The sequence below is a fragment of the Salinicola halimionae genome, assembly GCF_003206065.1.
Taxonomy (GTDB): Bacteria; Pseudomonadota; Gammaproteobacteria; order Pseudomonadales; family Halomonadaceae; genus Salinicola; species Salinicola halimionae.
In genome coordinates, this window is record NZ_PZJQ01000003.1 from 113,202 (window position 1) to 125,356 (window position 12,155).

At 58.8% G+C, this 12,155-nt stretch carries 14 protein-coding genes; 8 read left to right on the plus strand and 6 right to left on the minus strand.

The features are described 5' to 3' along the window. Positions 1–47 precede the first annotated feature (47 nt). On the minus strand, positions 48–743 hold the full coding sequence (locus DOM27_RS05285) for an MgtC/SapB family protein (protein WP_110655029.1): 696 nt from the start codon (positions 741–743) through the stop codon (positions 48–50). A 168-nt stretch (positions 744–911) separates the two neighbouring features. Here DOM27_RS05285 and DOM27_RS05290 point away from each other — a divergent pair, with 168 nt between their 5' ends. Next, positions 912–1,760 carry a formate/nitrite transporter family protein gene (locus tag DOM27_RS05290; protein WP_110655030.1) on the plus strand — a complete coding sequence of 283 codons (849 nt, stop codon included), beginning with the start codon at positions 912–914 and terminating at the stop codon, positions 1,758–1,760. A gap of 86 nt (positions 1,761–1,846) precedes the next feature. Here the strand turns inward: DOM27_RS05290 and DOM27_RS05295 are convergent, their stop codons facing one another. Next, positions 1,847–3,550 carry a 2-isopropylmalate synthase gene (locus tag DOM27_RS05295; RefSeq protein ID WP_110655031.1) on the minus strand — a complete coding sequence of 568 codons (1,704 nt, stop codon included), beginning with the start codon at positions 3,548–3,550 and terminating at the stop codon, positions 1,847–1,849. A gap of 236 nt (positions 3,551–3,786) precedes the next feature. Between DOM27_RS05295 and DOM27_RS05300 the strand changes: the two genes are divergently transcribed. From DOM27_RS05300 to DOM27_RS05310, 3 genes are all read left to right on the plus strand, one after another. Continuing rightward, positions 3,787–4,284 (plus strand): Lrp/AsnC family transcriptional regulator, encoded by a 498-nt coding sequence (locus tag DOM27_RS05300; protein ID WP_110655032.1) that lies wholly within the window; start codon positions 3,787–3,789, stop codon positions 4,282–4,284. 115 nt (positions 4,285–4,399) lie between these two features. After that, positions 4,400–5,377: a tripartite tricarboxylate transporter substrate binding protein gene (locus DOM27_RS05305; protein ID WP_110655033.1), complete on the plus strand. Its 978-nt coding sequence runs from the start codon at positions 4,400–4,402 to the stop codon at positions 5,375–5,377. Between the two features lie 138 nt (positions 5,378–5,515). Beyond that, positions 5,516–6,328 carry an HpcH/HpaI aldolase family protein gene (locus tag DOM27_RS05310; RefSeq protein ID WP_110655034.1) on the plus strand — a complete coding sequence of 271 codons (813 nt, stop codon included), beginning with the start codon at positions 5,516–5,518 and terminating at the stop codon, positions 6,326–6,328. Between the two features lie 80 nt (positions 6,329–6,408). Here DOM27_RS05310 and DOM27_RS05315 read toward each other — a convergent pair whose 3' ends face one another. Together DOM27_RS05315 and DOM27_RS05320 are read right to left on the minus strand one after the other, a co-directional pair. After that, entirely contained in the window at positions 6,409–6,738 is a 330-nt protein-coding gene (locus DOM27_RS05315; RefSeq protein WP_110655035.1) for a DUF1127 domain-containing protein, read from the minus strand. A gap of 418 nt (positions 6,739–7,156) precedes the next feature. Further along, positions 7,157–7,360: a putative motility protein gene (locus DOM27_RS05320; RefSeq protein WP_110655036.1), complete on the minus strand. Its 204-nt coding sequence runs from the start codon at positions 7,358–7,360 to the stop codon at positions 7,157–7,159. A gap of 248 nt (positions 7,361–7,608) precedes the next feature. On the opposite strand from DOM27_RS05320, the gene DOM27_RS05325 reads away from it, so the two are divergent. The 4 genes from DOM27_RS05325 to DOM27_RS05340 all read left to right on the plus strand — a co-directional run bounded on the left by DOM27_RS05325 (position 7,609) and on the right by DOM27_RS05340 (position 9,917). After that, entirely contained in the window at positions 7,609–8,217 is a 609-nt protein-coding gene (locus tag DOM27_RS05325) for a hypothetical protein (RefSeq protein WP_110655037.1), read from the plus strand. A gap of 190 nt (positions 8,218–8,407) precedes the next feature. Next, the gene (gene nfo, locus DOM27_RS05330; RefSeq protein WP_110655157.1) at positions 8,408–9,256 is read left to right on the plus strand and encodes a deoxyribonuclease IV; all 849 of its coding nucleotides are present in this window, start codon (positions 8,408–8,410) and stop codon (positions 9,254–9,256) included. Positions 9,257–9,320: 64 nt separating this feature from the next. After that, positions 9,321–9,608 carry a hypothetical protein gene (locus DOM27_RS05335; RefSeq protein WP_110655038.1) on the plus strand — a complete coding sequence of 96 codons (288 nt, stop codon included), beginning with the start codon at positions 9,321–9,323 and terminating at the stop codon, positions 9,606–9,608. 117 nt (positions 9,609–9,725) lie between these two features. Then, on the plus strand, positions 9,726–9,917 hold the full coding sequence (locus DOM27_RS05340; protein WP_223162296.1) for a hypothetical protein: 192 nt from the start codon (positions 9,726–9,728) through the stop codon (positions 9,915–9,917). 78 nt (positions 9,918–9,995) lie between these two features. Here DOM27_RS05340 and DOM27_RS05345 read toward each other — a convergent pair whose 3' ends face one another. Both DOM27_RS05345 and DOM27_RS05350 read right to left on the minus strand, forming a co-directional pair. Beyond that, entirely contained in the window at positions 9,996–11,195 is a 1,200-nt protein-coding gene (locus tag DOM27_RS05345) for an MFS transporter (protein ID WP_110655039.1), read from the minus strand. Between the two features lie 52 nt (positions 11,196–11,247). Then, entirely contained in the window at positions 11,248–12,129 is an 882-nt protein-coding gene (locus DOM27_RS05350; RefSeq protein WP_110655040.1) for a LysR family transcriptional regulator, read from the minus strand. Positions 12,130–12,155 lie beyond the last annotated feature (26 nt).

Sequence of the window (12,155 nt, forward strand, 5' to 3'; positions counted from 1 at the left end):
AGCGCCCACTCTATCGACTGGTAAGGGAATGACAACCATTCTCGACCTCAGTCCCCCGTGGGGGAGAGCTGGAACTCCAGCAACCGAGCGTGGTCGCGCAGATCGGCGGCCAATGGTGGAATGTACTTTCGATCATGAGTTCGCAACATCATACGATATTCGAACTGGCGGCCGTCGTCGCGGGTGCGATAGCTAAGGCTTTCGATCTTGAATCGATGCGATGCCATTAGATCGTGAATCTGCGCTTCGGCCATCACCGCCTGACTGTCGAATCGCAGGACACACCGGGCAAAGATCCGGCTGGGCATACGCGATTCCACCATCCGGAACAGGGAGAGCGTCAACAAGGTCACCACGGTTGCCAATATCGCCGGAAACAGAAACCCGATGCCGTATAGAATGCCGAGCACGGCAGTCACCCAGATCGAAGCGGCAGTGGTCAACCCTCGGACCGTCAGCCCCTCCTTGAAGATGACACCGGCTCCCAGGAAACCGATCCCCGTCATGATACCCTGAGCCATTCGGGTCGGATCGGTACGGATCGTGGCTTCCGGCACCGTTGTACCCAGCCACTGCCATTGATACATCGTGACCATCATCAGTAACGCCGACGAGACGCAGACCAACGCGTGTGTACGGAATCCCGCCGGCCGCCCGTGAAAAGTCCGCTCCAGACCGATCAGGCTTCCCGCCAGCCAGGCCATCCCCAAATGTATCAACATCGTCCAGGATTCTGGCGACATAGCTGGCTATCTCCTTGTCTTGTTTACGACTATCGTTTCGTTTAAGACTATCTTTTCGTTCAAGACTGTCGCTTCAGCATAATGCTTGCCGCTGGCCATCGCAGCCAAACCTGACGGTTAGCGCGGACTGCGGACGCTACCTTTTCCTCGCCACGAAGGAACGCAAGCTTGAGTAAACACCACAGCCTTACCCCGCCCAGCCGTGTCAAAGAGGGTGAGGACGAGCACGACCTGCAGCTCAATGGCGAGGATCTGCCTTCGAAAGCGGCTGCGGTTCATGAGTCCATTCGCGAAGAAGGCGAAAAGGAGTTGAGCCGCACCGTGTCGGCGTTGCTCTGGTCTGCCATTGCCGCCGGCCTCTCGATGAGCTTTTCGATGCTGGCGAAAGGCCTGCTGCGAGCGCACCTGCCGGACAACGATATCGGGTTTCTGGTCGAGTCGCTGGGATATACGGTGGGCTTTCTGGTGGTGATCATGGCCCGCCAGCAGCTCTTCACCGAGAATACCGTGACTGCCGTTCTGCCGGTAATGAGCCAACCCCGCCTTGGCAAGTTTGTCTGTTTGCTTCGCCTCTGGGGCGTGGTGCTGATCGGCAACCTGGTCGGCGTCGCCGTTTCCGCGTGGGCCATTCTGGCACTGCCGATTTTCTCGATGCAGACCCATGAAGCCTTTCTCGCCCTGGGGGAACACATCCTCGTGAACACCCCGATGCAGATGTTCTCCAAGGGCATCGTCGCCGGGTGGATGATCGCGACCATGGTATGGCTGCTACCCAGCGCGGGTAGCGCCAAGATCTGGGTGATTCTGATCGTGACCTACCTTGTCGCAATCGGAGAGTTCACCCATATCATCGTCGGCTCGACCGAAGTGATGTACCTGGTCTTTTCCGGCCATGCGAGCTGGGCGGAATATCTATTCCGCTTCGGCCTGCCCACCCTGCTCGGCAACGTCGTTGGAGGTACGTTCATTTTCGCACTGATCAGCCATGCCCAGATTCGCAGCGACAGCGATCGCTGAGGCACCGTTTCTAATCTGATGACAGCAAACGTATACGGGGCGCCGATCTGGCGCCCCGTATACTTTTCTGCCGACACATGATGCGTCTATAGAGTCCGCTCGACCTCGCGATCCTGGGTAGACCCTACAGTCGTTGTCGCCAGGTTGATGCCAGCGATCAGCGCCTTGAGCGACGCGCTGACGGTGTCACTATCTTCGGCCACGGCACACACGCGCTGTCCGTCGACATTGAGCTGGACGAAAGCGATGGCATTGGCCTCGCTGTCGCCGCCCAGCGAGTGTTCCGCGTAGTCGACGATACCGACGCTGATGCCGGAGTGTCGCTGCCAAGCATCGGTAAAAGAGGACATCGCGCCATTACCCTTGCCCGAGAGCCGCAGCGTCTCGGCGCCTTGCCACAGTGTCACTTCGATTCCTTCGTCCTGGCCCTTGGAAAGGCGATAATCGGCCAGCGACAACGGTGATTCGCAGGTAAAGCGATCGAACATCACCTGGCGAATGATCTCGCTGGAAAGCTCGCTGGCCCGCTTCTCGCTTTCCTGCTGCACGTAGGGCGCCAGCGCCAGCATCATCCAGCGGGGCAGACTGATCCCGTAATCGCGCTCGAGCAGGAACGCCATGCCGCCCTTGCCGGACTGACTGTTGACCCGAATGACCGCCTGATAGTCGCGACCGATGTCATGCGGATCGATCGGCAGATAGGCGACCTGCCAGGGTTCGTCCGGCTGCTGGTGCTTGAGCGATTTACGGATAGCATCCTGATGGCTGCCCGAAAAGGCGGTATAGACCATTTCACCGACCCACGGATGGCGCGGGTGGATCGGAATATTGGTGCATTCGTTGACCACCTCGATGATCTCGTCCGGCCGCGACAGATCCAGCTCGGGATCGATACCCTGGCTGTAGAGGTTCATCGCCAGGGTAACGATATCCATGTTGCCGGTGCGTTCGCCGTTGCCCAACAAGGTACCCTCGACACGTTCCGCACCGGCCAGCAGGGCCAGCTCCGCGGAGGCCACCGCACCGCCGCGATCGTTATGGGTATGCACCGAGATGATCACACTGTCGCGACGGCTGATGTGTTGGCAGAAGTACTCGATCTGGTCGGCGTGATGATGCGGCCCGGCCACTTCGACTGTGGTCGGCAGATTGAGAATGCACTTGTTCGACGGAGTCGGCTGCCAAACGTCCATGACCGCTTCGCAGATCCGCAGCGAGAAATCGATCTCGGTGCTGGAGAAGCTCTCGGGAGTATATTCAAAGCGCCACGCCACCTCCGGGTAGCGCTCGGAATAGGTCTTGACCCAGGTCGCGCCCTGCACCGCGATATCGACGATTCCATCGCGGTCCATCTCGAACACGCGTTCGCGCTGGACGGTCGAGGTGGAATTATACAGATGGACGATGGCGCGCTTGGCCCCGACCAACGATTCGAAGGTCTTCTCGATCAGATGTTCGCGGCACTGCACCAGTACGGCGATGGTGACGTCGTCGGGAATCTGACCATCCTCGATCAGCCACCGCACGAAATCATAGTCAGGCTGGCTCGCCGACGGGAACCCGACCATCACCTCCTTGATGCCTACCTTGACGATCTGGTGCCAGAAGCGCTTCTTCTGCTCGACGCTCATCGGTTCCAGTAGCGCCTGATTGCCATCGCGCAGGTCCTCGCTCACCCAGATCGGTGCGTGATCGAGATCACGATCCGGCCATTGGCGATCGAAGGCAGGCACGCGGGGCGCCGGGCGGTATTTTCTATGATCAAAGGCGCGATGATCGAAAGCAGACATGGTGAAATTCCTGAAGGTGAAGAATTCGGCGCGTTCCGACCGCTGGTGACGGTCCGGTCATCGTGCCGCACGGCGGGATATCCCATGCGTGCGATTCCGCAGCTTGTGGCGGCGGGTATGGACGACAGAAACAGTGTAGAACGTTTCTCACGACAGTTTCTTGCGAACAAAGGCAGGAATCGAAGTATATTGGCATAAAATTGCCGAAAAAATTTAATTACTGGTAGAAATCACCTATGGACCAATCAGCGCCGTTAGTACTGGATCGATACGACCGACGCATCCTCGAACTCCTCCAGCAGGAGGGGCGTATCAGCAACCAGGAACTTGCCGACCGTATCGGCCTCTCGCCCTCCCCTTGTCTACGGCGCGTCAGAGCGCTGGAAGAGAATGGGTTGATCGTGCGATACCGTGCCGATATCGACGCGCGCCCTCTGGGCTACCAACTGATGGCGCTATTGCACATTTCGATGGATCTCCACACGCCGGAGCGCTTCGACAACTTCGAGCGGCACATACGCGAGGTGCCCAATGTCATCGAGTGCCTGATCATTACCGGCCAGGCGGCGGACTTCCAGCTCAAGATTCTGGTGCGCGACATGGACGACTATCAACATCTGCTACTCCATGTCATCAATCGAATCGAAGGCGTCACCGGCGCCCATACCAGTTTCGTGCTACGGCGCGTGTTCGAGAATCGGCCGGTTCCCACCGACCTCGTCGCCACGCCGTGAGGTGTTCGCCCCGTTCTCATTAGACGATTGCGCAATTGTCGAGATGGCGACGTCAGGTTAAGACTTTGCATGCAAAGTTCATCTTAGAAAAACAAACACGCCTAGCGAGGTCATCATGAAACGATCAAGCCCACCCCGTCACCTCAGCCTGTTGTTGTCCGCTGCCGTACTGGCCTCGCCACTGGCTTGGGCTGATTATCCCGAAAAGCCGATCACGCTGATCGTACCCTGGGCGGCAGGCGGCGGTACCGATGCGACCGCTCGCATCATCGCCTCGTCGCTTGAGGAACAGCTCGGACAGACGATCAACGTCCAGAACCGAACCGGGGGCAGTGGCGTCGTCGGCCATACGGCGATTGCCAACGCCAAACCCGACGGTTACACCCTAGGGCTAGCGACCGTCGAAGTCGCGATGATGCACTGGCAAGGGCTGACCGATCTGACCTATCAGGATTTCACGCCGATCGCTCAGATCAACTTCGATTCCGCGAGTCTTTCGGTGGCTGGCGACTCCCCATTCAAAGACCTCGAAGACTTCGTGACGCAGGTCAAAGACAACCCTCAAGGCACCTATACGGCGTCCGGCACCGGCCTGGGCGGCATCTGGCACGTCGCACTCAACGGGTTTCTGATGGATCAGGACATCCCTGCCGGGAAGATTACCTGGATTCCCAGCCAGGGCTCGGCGCCGGCTATGACCGAGCTGGCATCCAACAGCATCGATCTGGTGGCCTCGTCTGCCCCCGAGGCGAGATCGATGATCGATGCCGGAGAGCTTCACAGTCTCGGCGTCATGACCCCCGAAAGGCTCAAAGGCTTTCCCGATATCCCCACGTTCAAGGAGCAGATCGGGAGTGATTTCACGTTAGGTGCTTGGCGAGGCATCGTCGGCCCCAAAGGGATGGATGAAGACGTGGTAGCAACGCTGGAAGACGCTCTCAAGAAAGCCTACGAAAGCGACGCCTACCAGAACTTCATGGCCAAACAGGGCTATGGAGTAGTGTGGCGAGATGCCGATGACTTCACGCAGTTGATGGCTGAAGACGATGAGAAGTTCGGCAAGATAATGGGCGAGATGGGTTTGACCAACTAGATCACCTCCGTTACTGGATTGTCTCCATTAAAGAAGTGAAATCGCTGACTATTGGATAGTGTTGTTCCGAGCGGGCCGGCGCAGCGAATGCCCGGCCTGTTCTATTTCTTTCCCCAGCCACGACAGGAAGCCGTAGCCATGCAACTGCCACAGAATCCCTTCAAACGTTCACTCGACGGCAATCCACGCTATGGTTGCTGGGCCGGGTTCGGCACCGGCTACGTCACCGAGATTCTCGCCACTACGGGCTTCGACTGGCTGCTGATCGACGGCGAACATGCGCCCAACACGGTGCCTTCCGTGCTGGCCCAACTGCAGGCCATCGCTCCCTATGCGATCGCCTCCAATGCCAGTGCTCCTGTGGTGCGAACCGTCAACCACGATCCGGCGCTCATCAAGCAGTTGCTCGATATCGGTGCGCAGACGTTGATGATCCCCATGGTCGATACACCTGAGCAGGCGGCGAAACTGGTGGCAGCGACCCGCTACCCGCCCCACGGGTTCCGGGGTGTCGGCGGCGGCCTGACCCGGGCAACTCGTTGGGATAGCGTCGAAGATTACCTGGCCCGAGCCCATGAAGAGCTCTGTCTGGTGGTGCAAGTGGAGTCGCAGACCGGCGTCGACAACGCCGCTGCGATTGCGACCACGGAGGGGGTCGATGCCGTCTTCGTTGGCCCGGTGGATCTATCCACCGGTGTCGGCCATGCCGGCAACCCCAATCATCCGGACGTACAAAAGATGATTCGTCACACGCTGGAGGTGACCAAGGCCGCTGGCAAGGCTGCCGGGATTCTCGCCCCTGCCGAGGCGGATGCCAAACGCTACGCCGAGTGGGGATTCGATTTCATCGCCGTCGGCATCGATGTCAGCCTGCTGCGCCAAGCGGCTGTGGAAACGATTTCCCGCTACAAGCCGGACACACCACAACCCAAGTCGAGCCTCGGTTATTGAGATTCGTCACTACAAGTGTCATTGCCAAATGAATGAAAACTTTAAAAAAGCCCCGGCCACATCCTGTGACCGGGGCTAGGCTAAGCCAGGTTTTCTCCGCAATATCGACAAACCGATATTGATTTTTGGAGGCCTTCGCCACCACGACTATTTTTCACTTCCTGCTGCTTTTCTGTCGCAATACGCGTCGCCATCACAGGTCCGATACTGCTCTTGCTGCTGGCAAGATAGCTCTCTTTTCCTGAGGGAAAAGGATCAAACATCGAAACGATCTCGCTTCCTTCATACCGCAAGCCTATATCCTTGAGCATGTGCGCATTAAGGCCCTTCAACGCTTTCAAGTCGCGTTGACGCTGGCGAGAACCTTCGAGGCGTTTTATCAGGTTTTTGACGATAGTCGATAACGGCATGATTCCGAACTCCTGTTTATCGGAGGCCGGACACGAGTCGCGGGAAAAAGAGGAGATTTTTCGTCTTCCGGCCGCGACGGGTGTCGCGGCCGGTGATGAACATCAATCCATGGCGCGCGACTCACAGCGTGCTCGCATACCGTGCAGGCGCACGATATTGAAGAACGATGTAAAAGTCGGGCAATGAAAGTTCATCACGATTTCCGAAATGTAATGGATCTTTACTGAAACGAAATTACCGAAAGACATGAATTAACGCCTTCCGATGATTTTGATTAAAATCGAGTCGTTCAACGAGGTCAACCATTAACGACAAAAAACCGACCCCTTTTCGAGTTTCCACACGAGAGCAGAGTTAGAACCAAAAAACGCGCTCCGCAGAGCGCGTTAGCTGCATGCCATACTGGCGGATCAATCTTTACGCGTAGGTGTTGATCTGCGTTCCTACCGTACCGGAGGCCGCCAACGCCGGTGAAGGCGCCACGGAAGACATCAGTTGCTCGATATGCGAGGCCTGTCCATCCAGGGACTTCTTCAACAGACTGTTCTGCGCTTCCTGGTTTTGATTGAAGTTCTGTAGCGCCAACGCGGTGCCGACGGCGGCATTGACTGCGGTATCCATCGCAAACTCCTTGAGTTGAAGAAAGGTCTTCCATCTATCAGTCTTACGGTTTTTCGATCTTTCGGTCCATCCACCCGGCTATCGGCCGATCCGCTCATCAACTTTAGCCATCGGTGATAGAGTCGATTTGGGTCAGAAGTCAGTCGCTATTGCCTCGGAATGCGCTCGGCTATCGCCCACGCTAGCTCGTTCGACGCCAAACCGGACGTTGCCCTGTCAGCCAGTTGCCTATTCACCAAGGAAGACCAATGTCCAAACTCTCGATGACGACCGCGCTCGCGCTGTCGACTCTGGCCACCTTGAGCGGCTGTCAGCAGCGCGATGCTTCGCCGGTGGACACCAGCGCTCACAGGGACACATTCCACGCAGCAGATCATCCGCTGAGCGTAAAGTATGACGCCTCGTTGGTTCGCGTCGATGGCAAGCTTTCCAGCTATTTCGACGACGGTGGCTGGCAACTGGCGGATGACGCACCCGGCGAGCGATTGATCCTGTTGAAGTTGCCCGAGTCCGACGAGATCACCACGGCGCTATGGCGCCTCGGGGCGAGCAAAGACGCGGCTGCCGTCGACCACTGTCTGAACCTGCCAGCCAACGCGCAAGCGATGTCATCGAAAGTGACCATTGCCGGGGAAGCCTTTACTGGCTTCACGCTTGGCGATGCCGGAATGAGCCACTTCCAGAACGCGGAGGGCTATCGCGCCGTGGTCGATGGCAGCTGCTACGCCATCGATCTCATCGTTCAGGGCACCAGCGGTGAAGTTTACGACCCGCCGCGCCAGCCACCGTTTTCCCGGGAAGATGCCATGGATCGATTGCACTCGGTCAATGACGGCGTGTCGTTCTACCGCGAGTGATACTCATGGGGAGTTGAATGTCGTAAGTCGCCGGCCATCATTTCAAGGTACGGGGGAGTATCCGCCCTATTTCGTATCGCCTGCTTGAGCATCCGCTGCCCCGGTTGAGAGTAGCGCCTTGCGGCCGCAGGACACCGCCATGGAGCGGCTGCTAAACTGCGGCGGCTCGTCCCAAGGATTGGATCATCATATGAAATATATCGGAGCCCACGTCAGTGCCGCGGGTGGTGTCGATCAGGCCGTTAGCCGCGCCACCGAAATCGGCGCCAACGCCTTTGCGCTGTTCACCAAGAATCAGCGCCAATGGAAAGCCAAGCCGCTCGAGGAAACCACGGTCGAGGCATTCAAGACGGCCTGCCGCGAGCAGGGGTTCGGCCCTGCCCAGATTCTTCCCCATGACAGTTACCTGATCAACCTCGGCCACCCCGAAGCCGAGGCCTTGGCAAAGTCTCGTGCCGCTTTTCTCGATGAGTGCCAGCGTTGCGAACAGCTGGGACTGACGCTGCTCAATTTTCACCCCGGCAGTCATCTCAAGAAGATCAGCGAACCCGACTGCCTGGCACGAATCGCGGAGTCGATCAACGAGACCCACGCCGCCACTCGGTCCGTGGTCGCCGTGATCGAGAATACTGCCGGGCAAGGTTCCAACCTCGGTTTTCGTTTCGAACAACTGGCCGCGATCATCGAGCAGGTGGACGACAAGGATCGCGTCGGCGCCTGCATCGATACCTGCCACGCGTTCGCCGCCGGCTATGATCTGCGCACCGAGGCGGACGCCATCGCCATGCTCGATGTCTTCGAGAACGTCGTTGGTGTTAAGTACTTACGCGGCATGCATTTGAACGATGCCAAGAGCGAGTTCAGCAGCCGCGTTGATCGCCATCACAGCCTCGGCAAGGGCAATATTGGCTTACCAAGCTTCGCCGCGCTGATGCGTGATCCTCGCACCGATGGCATTCCGCTGATACTGGAAACCGTCGAGCCGGCCATCTGGCCCGAAGAGATCCAATGGCTGCGCGATCAGCAGCACGCTGGTTGATCTTCTATACCCGAGACCCGAATCGGGCTCATTACACCACTACGCCCCAAGGAACCTGCTCGACATGGATGGATTCTTCAACTGGCTCGGCGAAGCGATCGGCAACGTCATTCGCGCTGTGATCAACGGTCTACACGCTGTCTTTGGCAATCTTTGGCAGGCAGCCGACGGCTTCGTCGACGGGTTGACCGGCTCGCTCGGCATCAGCGATTCGGTCTTTAGTATCGCCGTACTGGTGATCGGCGTGTTGTTGCTGATCAGCGGCATCCGCTCGCTGATTCGAGGCGGAGTCATTGGCGGCATCGTCTGGCTGTTGCTGGGGCTGCTGATTCTGAGTTGGCTGATTCGCTGAGCCAGGCACCTGTCTCTTGAGGTCAATCGGCGAAAACGCATGCCTATTCCTGTCAGACCCACCCCGTGCCCTTGTCATACGCCCTTCCGTCTACCACCTTGAGGTCGCAAGGTCACATTGATTGGTGACGGGCCGAGGATCAATGCTGCCGAACTCGACTTCGGCGAAATCCACGTCAATCGGGGCGGCGGCGAGTCAGTCCAGGGCTTCCACAAAGACTATCGCAACAGCGGCCTCGGCGGCGAAGACGGCAAGTACGGGTTCGAGGCCTACGTCGAGAGCAAGACCATGTACATGCAACATTCCTGACGCCCGATCGAGTCGCCCACGTTTTACCTGACCTTTCCCGGCAACGGGCCGCCAATGGCGGCCCGTTGTCGTTAACGGCTATCGCCGACTCAACGATGGCAGCACTTGGTCGCGATAGAACCACAGGATGAACACCCCGGTGGCGACCATGACGAGCGCCACGGCCAGCAGGATCGAACCCGTCGCCAGAAAACCGGCCGTCGCGCTCACGATCAACCCACCCAGCGGCTGGGTGAGATTGTTGAGCATCACCACCAGTCCGGTCGTCTTGCCGAAGTCTTCCGGCGGGATGACCCGACGGCGCAGGCTGCGAATCGACACGCTGAACATTTTGTCGAAGCCGATCACCAGCAGGAATCCGAGGGCGTAGAGCGACGAAAACGCGGTCACGCTCGCCATCAGCCCGCCCAGCGCCATGACCGCATAGGCCAACAGCCCCAGCCGGTCCGCCGGTATCACCGACCTTGCCGTGAACAGCAACACCAAAACCGTGGCCAGCGCACCGCCGGCCTGCAACACGCCATAGTAGATTTCGCCATGCTTCTGAACGCCTGTGACAACGGCGGGCGCCGTTGCCAATAGCGTTCCCAGCAGCAGATTGACGGCCATCGCCAGTCCGATCGAGGCCAGCAAGGCGGGACTGGTACGCAGATGGCGGCCGGCAATCAGCAGCGCCCGATACCCGTTGGCCGACGTCGATTGCGGCACAGGAAGATCGGGCCGAACCCGACGCTGCCAGCACCATACGGCAACATCACTCAACGCGAATCCGAGTGCGATGAAGACCACCACGGCTTCCCACTCGATTTGCGCCAGTAGCGTCGCCGCGACCAACGGGCCAAGCACCGTGCCCACTTGATCGAATAGCTGGGCATGGGAGACGAGTCGCTCGTAGCGCGCCGAGCCGAAGGCCTGCACCAGCAGCATTTCACGCGCCATCACACCTTGGGTCGAAAGCACGCCGACCAGCGCCGACAGGCCGATCAACCACGCCACGTGGGGCAACGCCAGATATCCCAGGATTGCGACCCCGCACGTTGCCATGCGCCAGCGTTGACTCAGCCGGAGCAGTCGGTCGTTACGATGACGATCGCAAAGCTGACCGCATACCGGAAACGCCAGAAAACGTGGCAATGTCTCGAAAAAAAAGGCCAGACCCGACCAGGCTACGCTATCGGTCAATTGATAGATGACCAGCGGCACCAGAAACAGCAGCATCTGATCCGCCAGCCGCGACAACAGCAGCGACACGAAAAAGTGGCGATTGGGAAACCTCATCTTAACCGCTCCCTTGCCTGCCTGATCGGGACTGTGAAAGGGTCATCAATTATCAGCCGAAGTCCGTTCCCGACAGGTGACCCAAGAACTGATCAAACGCGGGTGTTCCGTAGCCTTTCCGCCAGGTTACCTGAGTCTTCACTCTGCGCAGCGGTGTACTGATAAGGGTCTCGGGTATTTTCATGGTCCCGAGTACACTCTCCGGCAGCACCGTGACGCAGCGGCCGGTGCTGGCGAGTGCCACCATCACGTGATACGAGGATGTTTCCTGGATCGTCCAGTCGTCGCTCTCCGGTATGTTCAAGGTCTCTTCCGCGATGCGCCGGTAGGTGCATCCCGGCGGAAAGGCCGCCAGCGTTCTTACCGTCGAGTCCTGCTGGTCGGCAATCCCTCTCGGCGACAGCAGTACCAGCGACTCCTCCCAAGCGTCCTGGAAGACCAGGTCGAGAACTTCCAGCCGATCAGATAGCGCACTGTCGAGAAAAGACGGCGGGATCGCCAGAAATGCGCAGTCGAGCCTCCCCGAGCGGACGTCGTCCATCAGCTTCATCGAAGGCCCGGTACCGAGCTCCAGACGCACCGCGGGAAACGCCGTGTTGAAGCTGGCCAGGAAATCCGGCAGGCGGCTGGCCGCGGTGGCTTCCATGCTGCCGATTCGTATCGTGCCGGGTGTTCGCCCGCCCGATACCACGTGCATGGACTCGGCCCGCAGAGAGAGGAGCTTCGCGGCATAATCGAGAAAGGCCTCTCCCGCGTGCGACAGCGAGATGCGCTTGCCGGTGCGCACCAGCAGCTCGGCACCGAGATTCGCTTCGAGCTTCTGCAGCTTGGTCGTCACGTTCGAGGGACTCTTGCCCAACCTTCTCGCCGCGCCGGTCACGCTCAGCTCTTCGGCGACGCAGACGAATATTCTGAGCGATTCGAAATCATCCATGGCGCCCACTCCGCCAAGCCGGGTGT

Bases quoted from the DNA above. Each gene is read 5' to 3' on its own strand.
- DOM27_RS05285 (WP_110655029.1), bottom strand. From the start codon at position 743: ATGTCGCCAGAATCCTGGACGATGTTGATACATTTGGGGATGGCCTGG.
- DOM27_RS05295 (WP_110655031.1), bottom strand. From the start codon at position 3,550: ATGTCTGCTTTCGATCATCGCGCCTTTGATCATAGAAAATACCGCCCG.
- DOM27_RS05300 (WP_110655032.1), top strand. From the start codon at position 3,787: ATGGACCAATCAGCGCCGTTAGTACTGGATCGATACGACCGACGCATC.
- DOM27_RS05305 (WP_110655033.1), top strand. From the start codon at position 4,400: ATGAAACGATCAAGCCCACCCCGTCACCTCAGCCTGTTGTTGTCCGCT.
- DOM27_RS05310 (WP_110655034.1), top strand. From the start codon at position 5,516: ATGCAACTGCCACAGAATCCCTTCAAACGTTCACTCGACGGCAATCCA.
- DOM27_RS05315 (WP_110655035.1), bottom strand. From the start codon at position 6,738: ATGCCGTTATCGACTATCGTCAAAAACCTGATAAAACGCCTCGAAGGT.
- DOM27_RS05320 (WP_110655036.1), bottom strand. From the start codon at position 7,360: ATGGATACCGCAGTCAATGCCGCCGTCGGCACCGCGTTGGCGCTACAG.
- DOM27_RS05325 (WP_110655037.1), top strand. From the start codon at position 7,609: ATGTCCAAACTCTCGATGACGACCGCGCTCGCGCTGTCGACTCTGGCC.
- nfo (WP_110655157.1), top strand. From the start codon at position 8,408: ATGAAATATATCGGAGCCCACGTCAGTGCCGCGGGTGGTGTCGATCAG.
- DOM27_RS05335 (WP_110655038.1), top strand. From the start codon at position 9,321: ATGGATGGATTCTTCAACTGGCTCGGCGAAGCGATCGGCAACGTCATT.
- DOM27_RS05345 (WP_110655039.1), bottom strand. From the start codon at position 11,195: ATGAGGTTTCCCAATCGCCACTTTTTCGTGTCGCTGCTGTTGTCGCGG.
- DOM27_RS05350 (WP_110655040.1), bottom strand. From the start codon at position 12,129: ATGGATGATTTCGAATCGCTCAGAATATTCGTCTGCGTCGCCGAAGAG.